At 55.4% G+C, this 17,977-nt stretch carries 15 protein-coding genes and 1 tRNA gene; 6 read left to right on the top strand and 10 right to left on the bottom strand.

From position 1 onward, the window contains the following. Positions 1 to 80 precede the first annotated feature (80 nt). From G523_RS0106140 to G523_RS0106130, 3 genes are all read right to left on the bottom strand, one after another. On the bottom strand, positions 81 to 953 hold the full coding sequence (locus G523_RS0106140; protein WP_155802599.1) for a hypothetical protein: 873 nt from the start codon (positions 951 to 953) through the stop codon (positions 81 to 83). 124 nt (positions 954 to 1,077) lie between these two features. Beyond that, positions 1,078 to 2,277, bottom strand: coding sequence for a tyrosine-type recombinase/integrase (locus tag G523_RS0106135; RefSeq protein ID WP_022694157.1), 1,200 nt, complete (start codon positions 2,275 to 2,277; stop codon positions 1,078 to 1,080). Between the two features lie 205 nt (positions 2,278 to 2,482). Then, positions 2,483 to 2,567: transfer RNA gene (locus tag G523_RS0106130), tRNA-Leu, on the bottom strand. A 185-nt stretch (positions 2,568 to 2,752) separates the two neighbouring features. On the opposite strand from G523_RS0106130, the gene G523_RS0106125 reads away from it, so the two are divergent. Next, the gene (locus G523_RS0106125) at positions 2,753 to 3,916 is read left to right on the top strand and encodes a M20 aminoacylase family protein (RefSeq protein ID WP_022694156.1); all 1,164 of its coding nucleotides are present in this window, start codon (positions 2,753 to 2,755) and stop codon (positions 3,914 to 3,916) included. A 27-nt stretch (positions 3,917 to 3,943) separates the two neighbouring features. Here G523_RS0106125 and G523_RS0106120 read toward each other — a convergent pair whose 3' ends face one another. From G523_RS0106120 to G523_RS0106105, 4 genes are all read right to left on the bottom strand, one after another. Further along, a complete protein-coding gene (locus G523_RS0106120) occupies positions 3,944 to 4,489 on the bottom strand; it encodes a hypothetical protein (RefSeq protein WP_022694155.1) in 546 nt (181 codons plus the stop codon). Between the two features lie 186 nt (positions 4,490 to 4,675). Further along, positions 4,676 to 6,115, bottom strand: coding sequence for a carboxylesterase/lipase family protein (locus tag G523_RS0106115; protein ID WP_155802598.1), 1,440 nt, complete (start codon positions 6,113 to 6,115; stop codon positions 4,676 to 4,678). Positions 6,116 to 6,240: 125 nt separating this feature from the next. Beyond that, positions 6,241 to 6,882, bottom strand: coding sequence for a YitT family protein (locus tag G523_RS0106110; protein WP_022694154.1), 642 nt, complete (start codon positions 6,880 to 6,882; stop codon positions 6,241 to 6,243). Between the two features lie 178 nt (positions 6,883 to 7,060). Continuing rightward, complete coding sequence (locus tag G523_RS0106105; RefSeq protein ID WP_022694153.1) at positions 7,061 to 8,155, bottom strand: glycosyltransferase family 4 protein; 1,095 nt, start codon at positions 8,153 to 8,155, stop codon at positions 7,061 to 7,063. A 253-nt stretch (positions 8,156 to 8,408) separates the two neighbouring features. Between G523_RS0106105 and putA the strand changes: the two genes are divergently transcribed. Beyond that, on the top strand, positions 8,409 to 11,531 hold the full coding sequence (gene putA, locus G523_RS0106100) for a bifunctional proline dehydrogenase/L-glutamate gamma-semialdehyde dehydrogenase PutA (RefSeq protein ID WP_022694152.1): 3,123 nt from the start codon (positions 8,409 to 8,411) through the stop codon (positions 11,529 to 11,531). Between the two features lie 179 nt (positions 11,532 to 11,710). Beyond that, a complete protein-coding gene (locus tag G523_RS21280) occupies positions 11,711 to 12,793 on the top strand; it encodes a methyl-accepting chemotaxis protein (protein WP_022694151.1) in 1,083 nt (360 codons plus the stop codon). A gap of 64 nt (positions 12,794 to 12,857) precedes the next feature. Here G523_RS21280 and G523_RS0106090 read toward each other — a convergent pair whose 3' ends face one another. The 3 genes from G523_RS0106090 to G523_RS0106080 are packed head-to-tail and all read right to left on the bottom strand — an operon-like array spanning position 12,858 to position 14,754. Continuing rightward, positions 12,858 to 13,133: a hypothetical protein gene (locus tag G523_RS0106090; protein WP_022694150.1), complete on the bottom strand. Its 276-nt coding sequence runs from the start codon at positions 13,131 to 13,133 to the stop codon at positions 12,858 to 12,860. 49 nt (positions 13,134 to 13,182) lie between these two features. Next, positions 13,183 to 13,734 carry a hypothetical protein gene (locus G523_RS18245; RefSeq protein ID WP_022694149.1) on the bottom strand — a complete coding sequence of 184 codons (552 nt, stop codon included), beginning with the start codon at positions 13,732 to 13,734 and terminating at the stop codon, positions 13,183 to 13,185. 15 nt (positions 13,735 to 13,749) lie between these two features. Next, entirely contained in the window at positions 13,750 to 14,754 is a 1,005-nt protein-coding gene (locus tag G523_RS0106080) for a 2'-deoxycytidine 5'-triphosphate deaminase (protein WP_022694148.1), read from the bottom strand. Between the two features lie 107 nt (positions 14,755 to 14,861). On the opposite strand from G523_RS0106080, the gene metZ reads away from it, so the two are divergent. The 3 genes from metZ to G523_RS0106065 are packed head-to-tail and all read left to right on the top strand — an operon-like array spanning position 14,862 to position 17,951. Beyond that, a complete protein-coding gene (metZ, locus tag G523_RS0106075) occupies positions 14,862 to 16,061 on the top strand; it encodes an O-succinylhomoserine sulfhydrylase (RefSeq protein WP_022694147.1) in 1,200 nt (399 codons plus the stop codon). A 3-nt stretch (positions 16,062 to 16,064) separates the two neighbouring features. Next, entirely contained in the window at positions 16,065 to 16,484 is a 420-nt protein-coding gene (gene apaG / locus G523_RS0106070) for a Co2+/Mg2+ efflux protein ApaG (RefSeq protein ID WP_022694146.1), read from the top strand. 15 nt (positions 16,485 to 16,499) lie between these two features. Further along, positions 16,500 to 17,951, top strand: a complete 1,452-nt coding sequence (locus G523_RS0106065) for a TrkH family potassium uptake protein (protein WP_022694145.1) — start codon at positions 16,500 to 16,502, stop codon at positions 17,949 to 17,951. Positions 17,952 to 17,977 lie beyond the last annotated feature (26 nt).

Below are 17,977 nucleotides of genomic sequence, written 5' to 3'. Positions count from 1 at the left end.
CGCTCTTTAGTGAATGAGGCAATCCTGTTTGGTTCTATCGAAATTGTCTGGAATTAGGCGCTATTTCCGCAGAAATAAGTCTATTTCCATGGCTTGAGAAGGCCTTGTTCACTGAGCCGAACTCTCGCCTCGACAAGAACCTTTTCAATCGTCTTCCAGTTTAAATTCAGTCCCACCTCAGCAAGTACGCTCTCCAACTCTTTGGACGTCGACCTCTCATTGCTCTCCGAAAGAGGGGAGTACCCACGAAAAGCAATAGCCAATCCAACAATTATTTTCTGAAGCGACGTAACAGCCCGCGGATCCAAATCTGAGAGAAGTATTGTGTTAGTTGCTTCATTATTATCGTTGGCAAACTCAGGCGTAGGCAATTCGGTTGAGGCCTCGGCCTCTATCAGCTGAATTTGCTCTTGCAGCGTTAACAAGGTGTCGTGCAATTCATCCATGGTATCGAGCACACCGTCGGACCACTCGCCAAATTCACGAACATCTGCTTCACGCTCTTCAATGAGCTTCTTCATTTGATCACGGAGCTGCATGATCTTCTCGTCGTCAGCGTTTGCCTTTGCAAATAGCGCTCGACATAACGCCCGGTAATCTCGCACCGGATAAATGCTTTCCACGACATTCCGAAAATCAGCTGGCACCTTGATGAACAAACTGTCCATCCACTCAATCATTTGGCTGGGCCGGATAGGAGGCGACAGATCGTTTGTTTCAATTGCGCGATCTACCAGAAATTTTACAGCGATGTAGGCCGAGAAGTCTTCGCAAGAATTCACATGCCCGGACTTTTCTAGCTTTTGTATCGCTATCGGATCTCTACCGATTGCTAAAGCTGCAATCTCATGAGGCCGGAGATGCGGAACCCTTCCCCAGAACTGCACGTCCGCTTTCGCGACCTGTTCTTTTTCCGACATGCCATTTGTGCCAGACCGCGGCGAACTTTCCATATTCTGTACTCCGTCAACATCCGGATACTACCTATGGTGCTTTATAATATATCATTTGGTCCGGTTTCGTGAGTCCACCCTGCGAGTTCCTGACAGTTTCAATATAATTCTCGCCATTTGTTCTTTATATGTTCCGATTTCCAGCCATCTCCCGCACTTGTTCGGACCACCATTCAGCCATGCGGACGCGTTCGTCCCAGAATGGTGTGCGCATGTAAGCGCCGCGGATCTGATCACGCACTTTATGCGCCAGCTCTGCTTCGATCGCGTCAGGATTCCAGAGATTGCTTTCATTCAGAAGGCTGGACGCACTGGAACGAAACCCGTGCGACGTCGCCTCTGTCTTATCAAAGCCCATACGGCGCAAAGACTGGTTTAGCGTGTTCTCACTCAACGGCTTCGCCCGTGCGATCAGGGAAGGAAACGCGAGCGGGGCGTCAGCAGTGAAAGGCTTCAGCTCGGTGAGGATGTCGACGGCGAGTTTTGACAATGGCTTTTTGTGTTCGCGCCGCATCTTCATGCGCTCAGCTGGAATGGTCCAGACAGCCTTTTCCAGATCGAACTCGCTCCACGTTGAAAAGCGAAGTTCACCCGGACGCGGATATAAAAGCACCATCAGCTTAAGCGCCGCGCGAATGCTTGGCCCGCCTCCCTCATAATTCCACACTGCCTTTACCAGCGCTGCAAAGTCGTCACGTTCAACCAAAGCCGCCATATGCGTTTTCTTGTGAGAGACTAAAGCACCACGAAGCGCGAAGGTTGGGTCATTCTCCGCCTTGCCCGTTGCAACGGCATAGCGGAACACCTGCCCGACAAAGGTTCGCAGCTTGTGCGCGGTTTCGCCATTGCCCGCGTCCTCCTGTTTGCGGATCGCGCCCAGCACAATCGGAGCCGTGATTTCCCGAATAGGCATTTTGCCGAATTCGTCGCATGCCATGCGGCAATACCAGCGCTTCTTTTTCATGGTCGCTTCGGCGTTGCCGTCTTTGACGCTCTTCTCCAGATATTCAAGCGCGATCTTCTCAAATGTGTGTTCGTTCTCTGCTGCGTTCTCGGCCTCTTCGGCGCGCGCCTGCTGCATAGGGTCAATGCCGTCAGCAAGAAGCCGCTTTGCGTCCAGGCGCTTCTCTCTAGCCCTCTGAAGGCTCACTTGAGGGTATATTCCGAAAGAAAGAACCTTTTGTTTCTTCTCGAAGCGATAGCTCATTCGCCAGAGTTTAGAGCCGTTTGGCATCACATGAATATAGAGCCCCTCACCATCGAAAAGCTTATACGCTTTCTCTTGTACCTTGAGATTCCTAACTTTTATATCGGAAAGCTTCATGTTTCCGGGCCCTTTTCAGGTGTGGGTATCGACTCCCTGAAAAACTGGGACTCGAACGAAATATACCCACAAAAATACCCACAAATCGCTCGGATACAACCGGACTACACCGTGCGAGTCCGGACAGCGACAAGCCAAAAAAAGGCATTATCGCTTGATTTAGTTCAATTTTTTGGATGATTTCGGACTATACCGGAGAAAGGGTTGGTGCGGTTAAGAGGACTCGAACCTCCACGGGTCGCCCCACACGGACCTGAACCGTGCGCGTCTACCAATTCCGCCATAACCGCACGCTGAATTGGAAGCGCGGTGTATATCGATCTGTCGAATTCACGTCAACACAGAACCGCGGCTCAGCGTGAAAAAAGAGTATCGCCCAACTCCTGCTAATTTGAGCAGTACGCGCGCAGATACCGTTTTCAAAACAGCAGCGCTGGCTCTACAATATTGATGCACACTCAAATGGAGCCATATCATGGCCGATACGCTGACCGAGACCAACGACCCGATTGCCAGAATGCGTGCGATCCGGCGAGATATTCACGCGCATCCAGAACTTGCCTTTCAGGAAAACCGAACCTCCAATCTTGTCGCTGAGGCGCTCACCCGCGCGGGCATCGAAATACATCGCGGGCTTGCAGAAACCGGCGTGGTTGGCACGCTGAAAAATGGTGACGGACCAGTGATTGGCCTTCGTGCAGATATGGACGCGCTACCAATTGAAGAACAATCCGGCGCGGCGCACCGCTCCACCCATCACGGCGTTATGCACGCCTGCGGTCATGACGGGCACACCGCCATGCTGATCGGCGCGGCAGAGGCGCTGGCAGCATCGCGCAACTTCAAAGGCACCATCCATTTCATCTTCCAGCCGGCTGAAGAGAATTTCGGCGGCGGCAAGCGTATGGTGGAAGAAGGCTTGTTCAAGCTATTCCCGTGCGACGCCGTATTTGCGCTTCACAACTGGCCAGGCCTGCCAGCGGGGCGCATTGCCGTTCAGCCCGGCCCGATGATGGCCTCCTATGACAGCTTCACCTTTACGCTGAAAGGTGTGGGTGGGCACGCCGCCATGCCGGAGACGACGAAGGACCCGGTCACCACGGCGGCCGAACTCGTCCTCGCACTGCAGACAATCGTCAGCCGCAAGGTCAGCCCGCACGATCCGGCCGTTCTGACGACCACTCAAATGCATGGCGGGCACACGTTCAACGTCATCCCTGAAGAAATGAGGGTGATGGGCACAGTGCGGTGCTTCTCAGGCGAGGTACGCGATTTCATCCGCGCCGAGATGCTGCGCGTTGCAGAATCTGTGTGCGGCGCCCACGGCGTCAGCGTCAGCCTTGCCTACGAGGAAGGCTATCCGAGCACCATCAATACGCCAGCCGAGGCCGACTATGCCCGACGTGTCGCAAGTGAGCTGGTCGGCGAAGACCATGTCGACACAGGCTTCCGGCCGAGCATGGCGTCAGAAGATTTCTCGCTCATGCTGCAGGAAGTGCCGGGCGCGTATATCTGGCTGGGCGCGGGGCTTGAAACCAAACCGCTGCACCACCCTGAATACGACTTTAACGATGACACGCTGGAAACCGGCCGCGACCTTCTCATCCGGCTGGCCACAAACTTTCAAAATGGCATTTAGGCGCGAATGTGCAGCGGCTCTTCCTGGTTATCCCGGGAAGGTCTGTACGCCAATCTTGTACAAGCGGTCGCCATCGATAATCAGGCAAGCCGAGCTTTCCTGCCCCTGAACATGACACCAGACCGGTGCATCCATACTCTGAAAGCGCAGATACTCGCCGCGATCCACCCACTCTTCCGGATAGAACGGGAATTCACCGCTTATGAAATTTCCACCCGGGAAGTCTGCCCCCTCCGGCCATTCAGGAAGCTCCGAACTTGTAAATGCGCCACCTCCAGATGGAACACCGATCAGCTCATCCAGAAAATCTGCCATGCTGCGCTCGTCAGTCACTTCATAGAAACCGAAGAGATAACGCGCTGGTGTCGCGTGCGAATACAAAGGCGAGCCATCACCATCGCGCACAATGATCAGGGCCACGCTATTGGCGCAGTCGTCACCTATCGCGACCGCTTCAGCGATATTGTCGCCGAATGAAATCGATTCTGACGATGTTGTTGCGCACCCGTCCGCGAAAGCTGCGCCACTGCTCAGCGCAAGGAGCCCAAACGCGGCAATTGCTGTCTTGATCATAGATTTCCCCCTCTTTTCATCAGCTTAGAAGAAACCCACTAAAAAGATCAATCCAATCAGCTGCGATTTGACGGCCCTACGGTCGAAACCATGAAAATCAAAACGCCCCACCCCGCGATGAAGAAAACGGGATGGGGCGTCCTGCAGAACAGACGTCGAGGGGACGTCTGGGGAGGAGCTGGTTGTCTAGCTTTGCGGGCCGTCAGGAATGGTGGAAGCATCCCCTACAGTGATCTCTTCATCAAACACGGCCACCGCGCCGGATTCCGGCGTGTAAGCTGGCCACTCAAACCCGTTATTACAGGCAATCGTGGTGGATGACGGATTCATATGCATGAAACTGGTCCAGCAGGAATTCACAATATCGGCATAGGCCTCGTCTTCCGCAGTGGTGCGACCAGCGCCCCAGCTTGAGGTTTCAAGCGAGTCGAAGGTGTACATCAGCTCGGCAGAGTGGATCGGGCCATTACCCCAGGCGGCCTCGCGGAACTCAGGCATATAACGGAAATGGTAGAGGAACGCAGGCGCGCCTTCATCACCTGTTTCTGCGGCGAGCTGGGTCGCGCGGGAGAAACCACCTTCACCCATATTGGAACCCACAAGCACAGGCACATCGGCCTCGCGGCCCGCATCCATCGCCGCGCGTGGCGACACGGTGTTGAACCTGCCGTCAATCGTTCCGGAAATACCGCGGCGCAGCGCCGGGTTATAGGTCAGTGACTGAGCTGAAACACTGCGCAGCATGTCCGCTGTCGCATCTGCAGGCACATCCAAAGTCGCCATGCCTTCCACGCCGAGCTGCTCAGCGGCGGCGAGCTCCCGCCCCGGAGACACGAATGCGCCGGACTGGACAATCGCCTTATCGAACAGGCCTTCAGCCGACGGGATAGACAGAAGGTTGATCACCATCACGCCGCCAGCCGACTGACCGGCAATGGTGACATTGTCCGGATCGCCACCGAAGGAGGCGATATTCTCCTGAATCCATTCAAGCGCGGCAACGGCGTCCATCATAGCAAAGTCACCTGTGGGGCCGCCTTCTGCTGTCAGCGCGGGGTGTGCGAAATAGCCGAGCGGACCGAGCCGATAATTGATGGACACGGTAATCACACCGTTCGCGGCATTCGCCTCACCGTGATAGGAGCCGAGATGGCCCGCGCCCAGAAAGGCCGCACCGCCATGCATCCAGAGCATGACAGGCGCATTCTCAGCATTCTCTGGCGCGTAAACTTCCATATAGAGGCAGTCTTCGGATTTTACGCCAACGACGCCGCCACCATTCGGAAGGCTCGGGTCGGCGATCGCAGGCTGAACACAAGGCGCCTGAAACTCGATGACTGCACGATCGCCCGTCCACGGCTCTACCGGCTGCGGCGCACGCCAGCGAAGGTCACCGATTGGGGGCTGGGCATACGGAATACCGCGAAAGGCGTGGTAATCGCCCATATCCTCACCAACGAGACGTCCGTTTGGCGTTTCAACAATAGCAGTATCGATCAGATCAGTCGGGGTGTAACCGACGGCAGGCACATGCTCGTGCATTTCGCCGTCTTCATGATGGCCGGCATGTGCAGCCATGCCAAAGCTCAATGCAGCCGCAGAGGCTGCAAGCATTTTCCAGTACATAATTCCTCCCTCATATGTCTCTGCCGCTATCGTGTGCGGCAGGCAGAGTTATGAGGACGAGCATGACCTATTTAGTGATATTGTCAATTTAAGATAGCTGGGTATCACGAAAAATGTGAATACGTTTACCGCCCAAAATATCGGCCGGGGCGATGGTTAATTCCGACCATCAGGTTCAGCACGACAGCGCCGACAACCGAATAAACCAGATTGGTCAGCGGGAGCACAAATGCCGAGGCCACGAGAATGACGGCATCAATAGACAAGAGCACCCAGCCAGCGCGCATAACGCCTTTTTCCTGAAGGAAGTGCGCCAGAATGCTGACACCGCCAATGCCCGCGCCATGCCTGAACAGCGCAATCATGCCCATACCAATCATCGCGCCGCCAAGGATCGCCGCGAAAAGCGGGCTGAGTGTTTCAACGGATATCCAGCCGCTCACCAGATTCGGAAAGATCGACACCAGAGTCACCGCGACAACCGTTTTTAGCGTGAACTCCCACCCCATGCGAAGGATCGCCAGAAGATAAAATGGCAGATTCAGAAGGAAGAAGAACGTACCGAAGCTGAGCGGTGCAATGTAGGAGAGGATCAGCGACATACCCGCAACGCCGCCCGTCAGAAGCATGGCCTCCGAATAGACCGTGACGCCCATGCCGATAAACAGGGCGCCTAGCAGGATAGCAAATACGTCTTCATACCATTTGTGTTTCAAGGTGTTTCGATCCTCGATCTGCAGGTTTGAAGGGGCAGAAATATCACTCATTTTGGTCTTCGCAGTTGAATTTAGCGCGGCACTAGCACCAAAGAGAATAGTATTCCAATCTTTTATTTCAATCTGGAAGAATGGACCTTCTGTGCGGCATATTCGCAGGAAATTCGCCCAGAAAAAAGGCAGAACCGAAGCCCTGCCTTTCTCAACTCTCGCGATTGCGCGCCGGTTCTTACAGAACGCTCTCCTGGTCACGCTCGCGGCGTCGACGCAGGCGGCGCAAACGGTTCCAGAAGCGGCGACGTTCCGGCGTCGGCAGTGGCTCCAGATTCGTGATGAACGTCTCGGCGCACGCCCGCCATGAATACCCTTCAGCATATTTGCGGCAGTCTTCGCGCTTCATCTCCAGACAGCCAAGAGCAGCCTCGCGCAGATCATCAGACACAACGCCCGCATTGGATCCCGGAATAAGGTCTTTCGGCCCCGGTGCATTGTATCCTGCGACCGGCGTGCCGGCAGCCATGGCCTCAAGGATGACCAGACCGAATGTGTCCGTCAGGCTCGGGAAGACGAAAACATCTGAATGGGCAAAGCAGGCTGCCAGCTCATCACCGAACTTCGCACCGAGGAATTTAACGCCCGGATACTTCTTTTGAAGCTCTTCACGCTGCGGGCCGTCGCCGACAACGACTTTCGTGCCCGGCAGATCGAGCTCTACAAAGGCTTCGATATTCTTCTCAACCGCCACGCGGCCGACGTTGAGATAGATCGGACGCTCCATGCCTTCGAACGGATCCGGCATGGTTTCTCGTTTGTCCGGATGGAAAAGGTCTGTGTCCACGCCGCGCGACCAGGCAACAACATTGCCGAAGCCGTGCTCTTCAAGCTCCTCGCGCATGGAGGGCGTTGCGACCATCACATGGCCGGAATAACGGTGGAACCAGCGCATAAAGCCATAGCCCCAGCTGAGCGGCACCGGCAAGCGCGCGGAAACATATTCCGGAAAGCGTGTGTGATAGCTTGTCGTGAACGGGAACTTCATTTTGAGGCACATGGATCGCGCCGCCATGCCCAGCGTGCCTTCGGTTGCGATATGCACCGCAGCCGGTTCAAACTCGTTAAAGCGCTCGATGATCGCCTTCTTGGCGCCAAGCGCGAGCTGGATCTCATTGTATGTCGGCAGCGGGATGGTTTTGAATCCGTCAGCCGGTGAGACAACCTCGAACTCGTGCCCCATCGCTTCGCATTCTTCGATCACACGGTTGAGGGTTCGAACAACACCGTTCACCTGAGGTGCCCAAGCGTCTGTGACGAGCATAATTTTCATCAGAACTCTCCCGAAAAAACCGGCGATCAGAAACAGGAAACAAGCTGTTCCAAATCAGGAAGGCAAAAGCAAGGCAGCGTTTCGCACGAAGCAGCCCCAAGCGCAAATTTATGAACAATGTTTATGCGTCCGCGTTTACTTCGTCAGCGCAGAAATCGGCTTTCCCGTTTTGCCCCGTGTGAGGCCGCGAACCCTTGAAGTCGCAGGCTTTCGGGGCAAGGTTAGTACTGAATTTTTATAAGGAGAGAAAAATATGACCAAAGCCTCTGATGTTTGGAATCAGATCGATGAATTCAAGCACTCACGTGAGGAAGAGGTCGTAGCCGATCTTCTTGATCGCCCTCCAGTAAGTGAAGGCCAGCGTAAAGAGGCTGTGCGTATCGGTCAGGAAATTGTCCAGATCGCGCGCGCGAATGCCAAGCGCAAAGGCATTATGGAATCCTTCCTCGAAGAGTTCGGCCTTTCCAATCAGGAAGGCATCGCGCTGATGTGTCTGGCCGAAGCGCTGCTGCGCATTCCAGACGCAGAAACACGTGACGACCTGATCGCCGAAAAGATGCGGTCCGGTGACTGGTCTTCTCACCTGAACCAATCTGAAAGCTGGCTCGTGAATGCCTCAACATGGGGACTCATGCTGACAGGTCGTGTGATCGGCCCGTCTGCGGATGCTGTACGTAGCCCGGCGAAATTTGTTCAGGGCCTTGTGCGTGAGAGCGGCGAGCCGGTGATCCGGACCGCGATGATGCAAGCCATGCGGATCATGGGCGAACAATTCGTTCTGGGCCGCAATGTGTCCGCCGCCATTAAGCGCGGCAAGAAAATGATCCGCGAAGACGATGCGGCGACCTTCTCTTTCGACATGCTTGGCGAAGGTGCACGCACCGCAGCTGACGCAGATCGGTATATGGAGGCTTACAAATCCTCTATTCGCGCAATCGACGATGCCACCGAGGGCCATCCGCCAGAACTTGAAAACGGTGTCTCGGTCAAACTGTCCGCGCTTCACCCACGCTACGAAGCTGTGAAAACAGATCGCGTGATGGAGGAGCTTTATCCGCGCGTTCTGGAACTCTGCGAAATGGCTCACAAGCGCGGCATTCACCTCTGCCTTGATGCCGAGGAAGCCGACCGTCTCGTCATTCAGATGCAAATCATCGACCGCCTTGCCCGCGAACCTTCGCTTGAAGGCTGGCGCGGCCTTGGCCTTGCCGTGCAAGCCTATCAGAAGCGCGCTGGCCATGTGATTGAGCGCCTTCACAAGCTCGCAGAAGAAACTGATCGACGCATCATGGTGCGCCTGGTGAAAGGCGCTTACTGGGATACCGAAATCAAGCACGCCCAGAATGAGGGCATTGACGACTTCCCGGTCTTCACCACCAAAGACGCAACAGACCTTCACTATCTGCACTGTGCACGCCTTCTCATGCAGGCTTCGCCTAAGCTGTATCCACAGATCGCGACCCACAACGCGCACACGCTCGCAGCCGTCCGCCTGATGGCTGAAGAGCTGAATGTCGAAAATTACGAGTTCCAACGTCTGCACGGTATGGGCGAAGCGCTCTACAAAGCGGCAGGCGAAGCGCACCGGGTACGTGTCTACGCGCCGGTTGGGGCACACAAAGACCTCCTGCCATACCTGGTACGCCGGCTGCTAGAGAACGGCGCCAATTCCTCGTTCGTGAACACATTCCTCGATGAAGACGTACCCGTGGACGACGTGGTCTATGATGGCATAGCACTTATCGAGGCAGGCAATCGCCGCCACCCGCGTATTGCGCGCCCACCTGCCCTGTTCGGTGCAGACCGCCGCAACTCCAAAGGTCTCGACCTGTCAGAGAAGTCATCTCGCGACGCGATTGCCGAAGCTATCGCAAAGCTGGATAAGTCCATGCCGCGCAAAGGCGGCCCGATTGTTGACGGCAAATCCAGTACTGATGGCAAGCATGACGTGCTCTGCCCGCATGATCTTTCCCGCGTCATCGGTAAGATGAAATGGGCTGGCCCAAAAGATATTGAGAAAGCCTTTGAAGCCACGAAAAAAGCCCAGCCCGCATGGGATGAGAAAGGCGGTGTTGCCCGCGCGGACATTCTGCGCGAAATGGGTAACAAGCTCGAAGAGAATATGGACTTCTTCATCGCGCTCATGTCTCGCGAAGGCGGCAAAACGCTGGCCGACGGCGTGGCCGAAGTTCGCGAAGCCGTCGATTTCTGCCGCTACTACGCGCACGAAGCCGAAACCCACTTCAACCAGCCGACCCGCCTGCCGGGCCCAACGGGCGAGACAAACCATCTGAGCCTTCATGGCCGCGGCACGTTTGTCTGCATTTCGCCATGGAACTTCCCGCTGGCGATCTTCACCGGCCAGGTTGCAGCAGCGCTTGCAGCAGGTAATGCCGTTATCGCAAAACCTGCAGAACAAACGTCTTTCACCGCGTTCGAGGCCGTAAAGCTGTTCCTTGAAGCAGGGGTTCCAAAAGGCGTGCTTCACCTGCTTCCAGGCGATGGCGAAACCATTGGCGCGCCGCTGACCAAGCATAAAGATCTTGGCGGCGTCTGCTTCACCGGCTCCACCGAAGTTGCCCGTCTGATCAACAAGACACTCGCAGACCGCGAAGGACCGATCCTTCCGCTGATCGCCGAAACCGGCGGCATGAACGCCATGTTCGTTGATACGACCGCCCTGCGCGAACAGGTCATTGATGACATTGTCAGCTCTGCATTCGGTTCTGCTGGCCAGCGCTGCTCTGCATTGCGCATCGCTTATCTGCCGGACGATACCGCGGACATGCTCATCGAGGGTATTAAAGGCGCTATGGACGAGCTTCAGCTTGGCGACCCGGCTCTGCCTTCCACCGACATTGGTCCGGTGATCGATAAGGACGCTGAAACGACCCTGGTCAATTATCTGAACGGTCTCGGGAAGAGCGCGAAAATCCTGAAGCGCGTTGCACCGGAGGGCCTGCCTGAAAAGCAGACCTTCTTCTTCCCGACACTTATTGAGATGAAGAATATTGAAAGCATGGAACGTGAAGTCTTCGGTCCTGTACTCCATGTCGTGCGATACGATCCTGATCGTCTCAACAAGGTCGCACCGCAGCTCGAAGCGAAAGACTATGGTCTGACGCTCGGCATCCACTCGCGCCTTGAAAGCTTCTCACGGGAAGTGCGCGATGCAGTCAAAGTCGGCAATACGTATGTGAACCGTTCCATGACCGGGGCGGTGGTTGGCGTACAGCCATTTGGCGGCGAAGGACTATCAGGCACCGGCCCGAAAGCCGGCGGCCCCCATTACTTGCAACGTTTTGCGGTCGAAAGAACTGTCACGGTGAATACTGCGGCACAAGGTGGCGACCCGGACCTGTTAAACCTGACGTAATCAATCAATTACTAAACACGTTTTCACCTGCCCTCTTTTAGGGCAGGTGAATGATCAATATTTAAGCGATCTATACTTCACTACAACCAAGTAAAACGCCTCACGGTTAATCCTTTTTCCAGCTTTTCATGCGAGTACTTGCGAAGGGAGATCAGGATCAACTGGTTGGTGAGGGCAGAATGAACAGTTTTAGCGCAGCCAAGCGCGACACAAGCTATGGCGCACAAACACACACGTCCATCGAAGTAAAACAATCTGACGTCAGCGAGCGCGGCATTGATGCGAGCCTTGAAGAGCTCAAAAAGTCTGTATTCGGATTTTCCCGTCAGAACCGCGAAATTGCAGATCGCACAAAGCTGCTGGCGCTGAACGCGACCATTGAGGCCGCACGTGTTGGTGAAGCCGGTAAAGGCTTTGAAGTTGTTGCGGGCGAAGTCAAAAATCTCGCTGATCAGGCCAAACAGGCGGCCGAGCGTTTCGAGCAGGTCGTCGTGCCGCCACTGGAACACACGGTCGAGGTTGCCAAAAAGCTTGGCGACCAGCGCATGAAAGACATCGCGCTCTCTACGGTTCAGCTTATCGTTCGCAACCTTTTTGAACGCACCGCAGATGTGCGCTGGTGGGCGACCGACACAGCATTCTGGGACGCCCTCGCGCAGCCAGAAAACCGCGAAGCCCAGTCATTTGCGCAAAAACGCCTCAGCGTCATCCACCGCTATTACACCGTCTATAAGGACCTCGTTCTCGTCGACACCAGTGGCAAGCTGTTCGCCTGCGCAAACTCGCAGGCCCGCAACTTTGTGGGCCGGAGTGCAGCCGACGAGCCTTGGTATCAGCAGGCCATGAGCACGAACTCAGGCGACGATTATGTCGTCAGCCGCGTATATCACTCATATGACTACAATTCCCGCATTCTGACCTATGCGACCGCTGTTCGTGAAGGCGGAGAGCGCACGGGCAAAATTCTCGGCGTTCTTGGTGTACACTTTGACTGGTCGGCGCAGGGGCACTCTGTTGTTGCTGAAGAGCCGCCATTCACACCGGCAGAATGGAAGTCAACACGCGTTCTTCTTCTGAATTACGATCATTACTGCATTGCCGCATCTGACGGTCAGGGCATTGCTCAGAAGTTCGATCTGCAGATGGGCGGAGACAATATGGGCAGCTATACGAGCGGCGGAAAGCATATCTATTTCGCCCGCACCACCGGCTATGAAGGCTATGACGGTATGGGCTGGATCGGCGTCGTCATCCGCAGCTAACGTTTACTGAGAAATCACACCAGAGCCCTGTTCGTTTCGCGACGAGCGGGGTTCTTTTTTTGCGCTAGTCGACCTTTTCTAGCTCTTTCGGGACGGAGACTTTGCGGCGCTTTTCTTTCGCCTTCGGCTTTGGCAGAAGACGGAAGCGGGACTGGCACCAGGCGAATCCGACGCCAACGTCTAACAAGGCATCAGAGCGCCCGCACGGGCAGGCAAACAGCCAGAGATCATAGACAGTATAGGTTTCACCCGCCACCAGTGGTACAGGCTCGCCCGTCACATGGTTCGGGGCTGCATCGACGCAAAGTACAAGATCACCGCGGCCAACATCATAACTCATAGCGGCGATTTATATCATACTTACCGGCAAAAATAATTAGCCAACCACGTCATAAGGCCATCAAGTGTGAAAACAACAAAACACCGAGATAGATCAGCGTGATAAATCCTACCGACATCAAGACCCCAGCAGTAACTTCGAGCTGCTTACTCACAACGGGAGCAGCTTTAATCGGAATTTGCGTTGCAACTCCGTCAGCGAAACGAATGCCATTGTGTATCTGATCAAAAGTTAGAGGCGGGTCGTACAGATAACTAATGTTTAGTGTCTGTCCGGGCACTAAGCTTTCTAGGAAAATCTCCTTGCCGCCCCCTGGCAAATCAATAATTTTATACTCAGAATCCGGAAAAACGCTGAAATCGGGCAAAGTCGTATGCGAAATCCGAACACAATTTGCTGACTTTGTACCTGCATTTTTGAGAACGATCACGTGAGTATGTACTTTGAAGGGCGAGTCCGCCTTAATTTGTATGGCACCAGCATGCAGGAACCATGCTTGCAACTTCGGCTTGCGTTCAAATGCATGAACCGCGCAAGCACCTAAAAAAGCTGCAACTAAAGGAATGATAATTTGAACGACTAGATTCCAGTCTATCTCCATTTATACCCCCACTACTTAGGCGAAATGCTTGGAAAGCTTCAGCCCTTGCCCCTGATAGTTTGAGCCCTCAGTACCGTATGGCGCACGCGGCAGCGCTGACATAGGCTCAAAAACCAGACGCCCGACCGGCTGGCCATGCTCGAGGATGAACGGCACATCGCGGCCCCTCACCTCCAGCACGGCGCGGCCTGAAACGCCGTCACAGCCAAAGCCCGGATCAAAAAAGCCTGCATAATGGGCACGGAATTCTCCAAGGTCCGGCGCGATGGGCGCCATCTCTGCGGCGCGGTCCACCGGAATGCTCACAAACTCTTTCGAGGCGAGAATGTAAAATTCATCCGGATCAAGAATAAGCCTGCCATTGCGGGCAAAAACCGGCTCCCAATAATCATCAATCCGGTGGCCACCCACTTTGGAAAGATCCAGCACGCGGGCATGACGGCGGGCGCGATAGCCGATCAGACCATCCTGCAGCGGTTCAAGATGAATTGAGAAATCGAGAGAATTGGTCGGCGTGTGTTCGCCGGACCGAAACCGCATCTGAAGTAGCCGGTCACCCGGGCGCGCCAGAACCGAATATGTCCGTGGGCTGACTTCTGCGTAAAGCGGGCCGTCATAGCCTTCCGGAATGCCGTCAAAGCGGGAAACACCATCCGCGATAAGGCGGACAAATACATCAATACGGCCTGTTGAGCTTTTCGGGTTTGCCGTCGCGGTCACGCCTTCCGGCAGAGACACATATTCCTGCAGAGGCACGAGATAGACACAGCCCGTCTCCAGAACTGCGCCATTGCTCAGATCGACCGTGTGCATGACGATATCATCTGTCAGGCATTCTTCGACCGTTCGCCCGTTCGGCAAAAAACTGGCGCGCAGGCGATAGGCTTTCGTGCCAAGGCGCAGATCAATGCTCGCCGGCTGCACCTGAAGCGGTGCGAACGGCGTGTCTGATCGCACCATGCCGTTTGCAATGGCTGCTTCAATCTGATGATCTGCTAGAATGCCGTCTGGAAAACTCACTGTCAGGTCCGACTCGTTTATTATATACCTCAACCAACCTTCACCTTGACGACCGCCAAGGCAAGTCTCTATGCCCGCGCCTTGGAAATTGAAAAGGCTTTACGCTCATGACCTCCGGTAACACGCCTAAATACCGCCCGGCGACAAATCTCGTCCATGGCGGCACAGAACGTACCCAATGGGGCGAGACATCAGAAGCGCTGATTCTCACCTCTGGCTATATGTATGATTCTGCTGAACAGGCGCAGGCCCGAATGGCCGGAGAGATTCCGGGCTATGTCTATTCGCGTTACAACAACCCGACCGTTGCCATGCTGGAAGAGCGTCTTCGCCTGATGGAAGGCGCTGAGGCCTGCCGCACTATGGCGTCCGGCATGGGCGCAATGTCATCACTTCTGTTCGCGCCTGTGCAGTCAGGTGACCGCGTTGTTGGCGCAAATGCGCTGTTCGGCTCATGCCGCTGGCTGATCGCAAACCAGCTTCCAAAATTCGGTGTCGAGACAGAATTCGTCGACGGCATGGATATGGAAGCCTGGGAGCGCGCCCTCTCCAAGCCGACAAAGCTGGTACTGGTTGAGAGCCCGGCTAACCCGCTGAACGACGCGGTCGACATCGCCGCCGTTGCCGAACTCGCGCACAAGGCTGGCGCGCAGCTCATCGTGGACAACGTCTTCGCGACGTCAATGCTACAGAGCCCGTTCGAGCTTGGCGCTGACTGGGTCTTCTATTCCGGCACCAAACATATGGATGGCGGTGGCCGTGTTCTGGCGGGCGCTATTCTGGGTCCGCAAAAGGATATGGAAGAGATTATCGACCCGTATATCCGTCATACAGGTCCATCTCTGTCGCCATTCAACGCATGGGTTGTGCTCAAAGGTCTTGAGAGTATGCCGCTGCGCGTGGCGAAACAGTCTGAAAATGCAGCAATCGTTGCTGATCGCATCGCAAATCATAAGGCTCTGCGCGCAATCCGTTATCCGGGCCGCAAGGATCACCCGCATTACGAAGTGCACGCCAAGCAGATGAAAGCTGGCGGCACAATGATGGCGATTTCACTGGCTGGCGGTCAGGAGGCGGCGTTCCGTTTCCTCAACGCGCTTGAACTTGTTGGTATTTCCAACAATCTCGGCGACGCCAAAACGCTGGCCTGTCACCCGTCCACCACAACGCACCGCGCCGTTCCGGTCGAAGAGCAAGCGAGCATGGGCCTCGATGCGTCATGGATTCGCATCTCGATCGGGCTTGAAGATGTCGAAGATCTGACGGAAGATTTCATCCGGGCACTGGATTCGGCACTAGGGGAGTAAGCCATGGATTTTGAGGATGACGCGGTCTTCCCTTATGAGGCGGAGACCTGGGGTGTCATGGTGCGCGTCTTCCCGGAATTCGTGGACGATGAATCCAGCCCTGAGCACAATGAATATCTCTGGCGTTACACAGTTCAGATCGAAAACAATGTCGATCACACCATCCAGCTTGTGAACCGCCATTGGGAAATCACCGATGCCCGCGGCCGCCGTCAGGTGGTCGATGGCGAAGGCGTTGTGGGCGAAAAACCTGTGCTCGCGCCGGGTGAGAGCTTCGTCTATGTGTCCGGCTGCCCGCTGAACGAACCGTCCGGCGTTATGGTTGGACGCTATGGAATGCGCCGCGAAGATGGTATCGAGTTTGATGTGACCATTCCGGCCTTCTCGCTCGACAGCCCTCACGAGACTGCCCGCCGCAATTAAAGGCGCCTTCGCAGCATGCAGCTACAGCCAATCCTCTCTGCTCTGGGAAAGCTCCTAATGCTCACAGGCGGAGCGATGGTGCCATGCGCCATTGTCGACGTTGTTTCCGGCATTGAGACATGGGGCGTGTTTGGCCTCGCCGCTTTCGTGCTTTTTGGTATTGGCGCCATTATCGCGATCGCCTCAGGCAGCGAAAAGCCGAGGACGGGCCCGCGCGAGGCCTTCCTCTTAACCGCGCTTGTCTGGGTCGTGTTGCCGCTTGCGGCAGCGTTTCCGTTTCTCGCGCTCGGCTTCAGTTTCACAGATGCGGTCTTTGAGACCGTATCCGGCCTGACAACGACCGGCGCGACCATCATGACCGGGCTCGATAATGAACAGCGCGGTCTTCTGCTCTGGCGCTCCATTCTGCAATGGATTGGCGGGGTTGGCATTATCGTGACCGCGATTGCCATCATGCCAATGCTGCGAGTTGGTGGCATGCAGCTGTTTCAGGCCGAATCCTCAGATGTCTCGGGCCGCTTCCTGCCACACGTCGCCGAAATCGCGAGCCAAATTGTCTGGCTTTATATCGGCCTCACCGTGCTGTGCGGCATTTGCTATGTCTTTGCCGGCATGGGCACATTCGATGCGGTGAACCATGCCATGACCACCATGGCCGCTGGAGGGTTTTCAACCTCTGACTCCTCCATGGGCAAATTTGCGGATTCGCGCATTATCGAGGTCTGTATCGTCTTCATGTTCGTGGCGGGCCTGCCATTCGGAACCATGGTTCTGATGATGCATGGGCGTATCAGAAACCTCTGGAAGGATCCGCAGCCACGATTCTATCTGATGATCGTCGTCGTTGCCGTCGCCATCCTTTATATCTGCGTCCGCTTCCATCCGCAGACAGCGTTCATCAGGTATGACGAGCACCTGTTTCGCGACACCGTGTTCAGCGTCATTTCGGTTCTGACCGGTACGGGCTATGCCAGCACCGATTACGGCCAGTGGGGCAGCCTGCCAGAAATCGTATTCTTCACCCTGATGTTTCTTGGCGGCTGCGCGGGGTCTGCGGCGTGCGGAATGAACGTCTTCCGCGTCGAAATCCTCCTGCGCACCATCTGGACCTATACCCGCCAGATGCTCAGCCCGAACCGGATCATGGTCGTGCGTTATGCAGGCCAGCCCGTACGCGACGACGTGCTTCTGTCGGTGATGATTTTCATCTTCCTGTATCTGTTCGTCTTCTCGGTTTCGACGGTACTTCTGTCGCTTACAGGTCTTGATACGATCTCATCTTTGTCCGCCGCCGCGACGTCCATCTCGAATGTCGGGCCCGGCCTTGGTTCCATCTTTGGTCCATCTGGTACTTTCCAGGACCTTGAGCCATTCGCCAAATGGGTCTGCTCGATCAATATGATTTTCGGGCGCCTCGAACTTCTGACGATCTTCGTCGTTCTGACACCGCGCTTCTGGCAATACTAAGGGCCACCCCCTTCACCTCACCGCCG

This window comes from Ponticaulis koreensis DSM 19734, assembly GCF_000420665.1.
GTDB classification, from domain to species: Bacteria; Pseudomonadota; Alphaproteobacteria; order Caulobacterales; family Hyphomonadaceae; genus Ponticaulis; species Ponticaulis koreensis.
Note: the sequence above shows the minus strand (reverse complement) of the source record. Positions and strands in the feature narration are given on the sequence as shown.

Bases quoted from the DNA above. Each gene is read 5' to 3' on its own strand.
- G523_RS0106140 (WP_155802599.1), bottom strand. From the start codon at position 953: ATGGAAAGTTCGCCGCGGTCTGGCACAAATGGCATGTCGGAAAAAGAA.
- G523_RS0106135 (WP_022694157.1), bottom strand. From the start codon at position 2,277: ATGAAGCTTTCCGATATAAAAGTTAGGAATCTCAAGGTACAAGAGAAA.
- G523_RS0106125 (WP_022694156.1), top strand. From the start codon at position 2,753: ATGGCCGATACGCTGACCGAGACCAACGACCCGATTGCCAGAATGCGT.
- G523_RS0106120 (WP_022694155.1), bottom strand. From the start codon at position 4,489: ATGATCAAGACAGCAATTGCCGCGTTTGGGCTCCTTGCGCTGAGCAGT.
- G523_RS0106115 (WP_155802598.1), bottom strand. From the start codon at position 6,115: ATGTACTGGAAAATGCTTGCAGCCTCTGCGGCTGCATTGAGCTTTGGC.
- G523_RS0106110 (WP_022694154.1), bottom strand. From the start codon at position 6,882: ATGAGTGATATTTCTGCCCCTTCAAACCTGCAGATCGAGGATCGAAAC.
- G523_RS0106105 (WP_022694153.1), bottom strand. From the start codon at position 8,155: ATGAAAATTATGCTCGTCACAGACGCTTGGGCACCTCAGGTGAACGGT.
- putA (WP_022694152.1), top strand. From the start codon at position 8,409: ATGACCAAAGCCTCTGATGTTTGGAATCAGATCGATGAATTCAAGCAC.
- G523_RS21280 (WP_022694151.1), top strand. From the start codon at position 11,711: ATGAACAGTTTTAGCGCAGCCAAGCGCGACACAAGCTATGGCGCACAA.
- G523_RS0106090 (WP_022694150.1), bottom strand. From the start codon at position 13,133: ATGAGTTATGATGTTGGCCGCGGTGATCTTGTACTTTGCGTCGATGCA.
- G523_RS18245 (WP_022694149.1), bottom strand. From the start codon at position 13,734: ATGGAGATAGACTGGAATCTAGTCGTTCAAATTATCATTCCTTTAGTT.
- metZ (WP_022694147.1), top strand. From the start codon at position 14,862: ATGACCTCCGGTAACACGCCTAAATACCGCCCGGCGACAAATCTCGTC.
- apaG (WP_022694146.1), top strand. From the start codon at position 16,065: ATGGATTTTGAGGATGACGCGGTCTTCCCTTATGAGGCGGAGACCTGG.
- G523_RS0106065 (WP_022694145.1), top strand. From the start codon at position 16,500: ATGCAGCTACAGCCAATCCTCTCTGCTCTGGGAAAGCTCCTAATGCTC.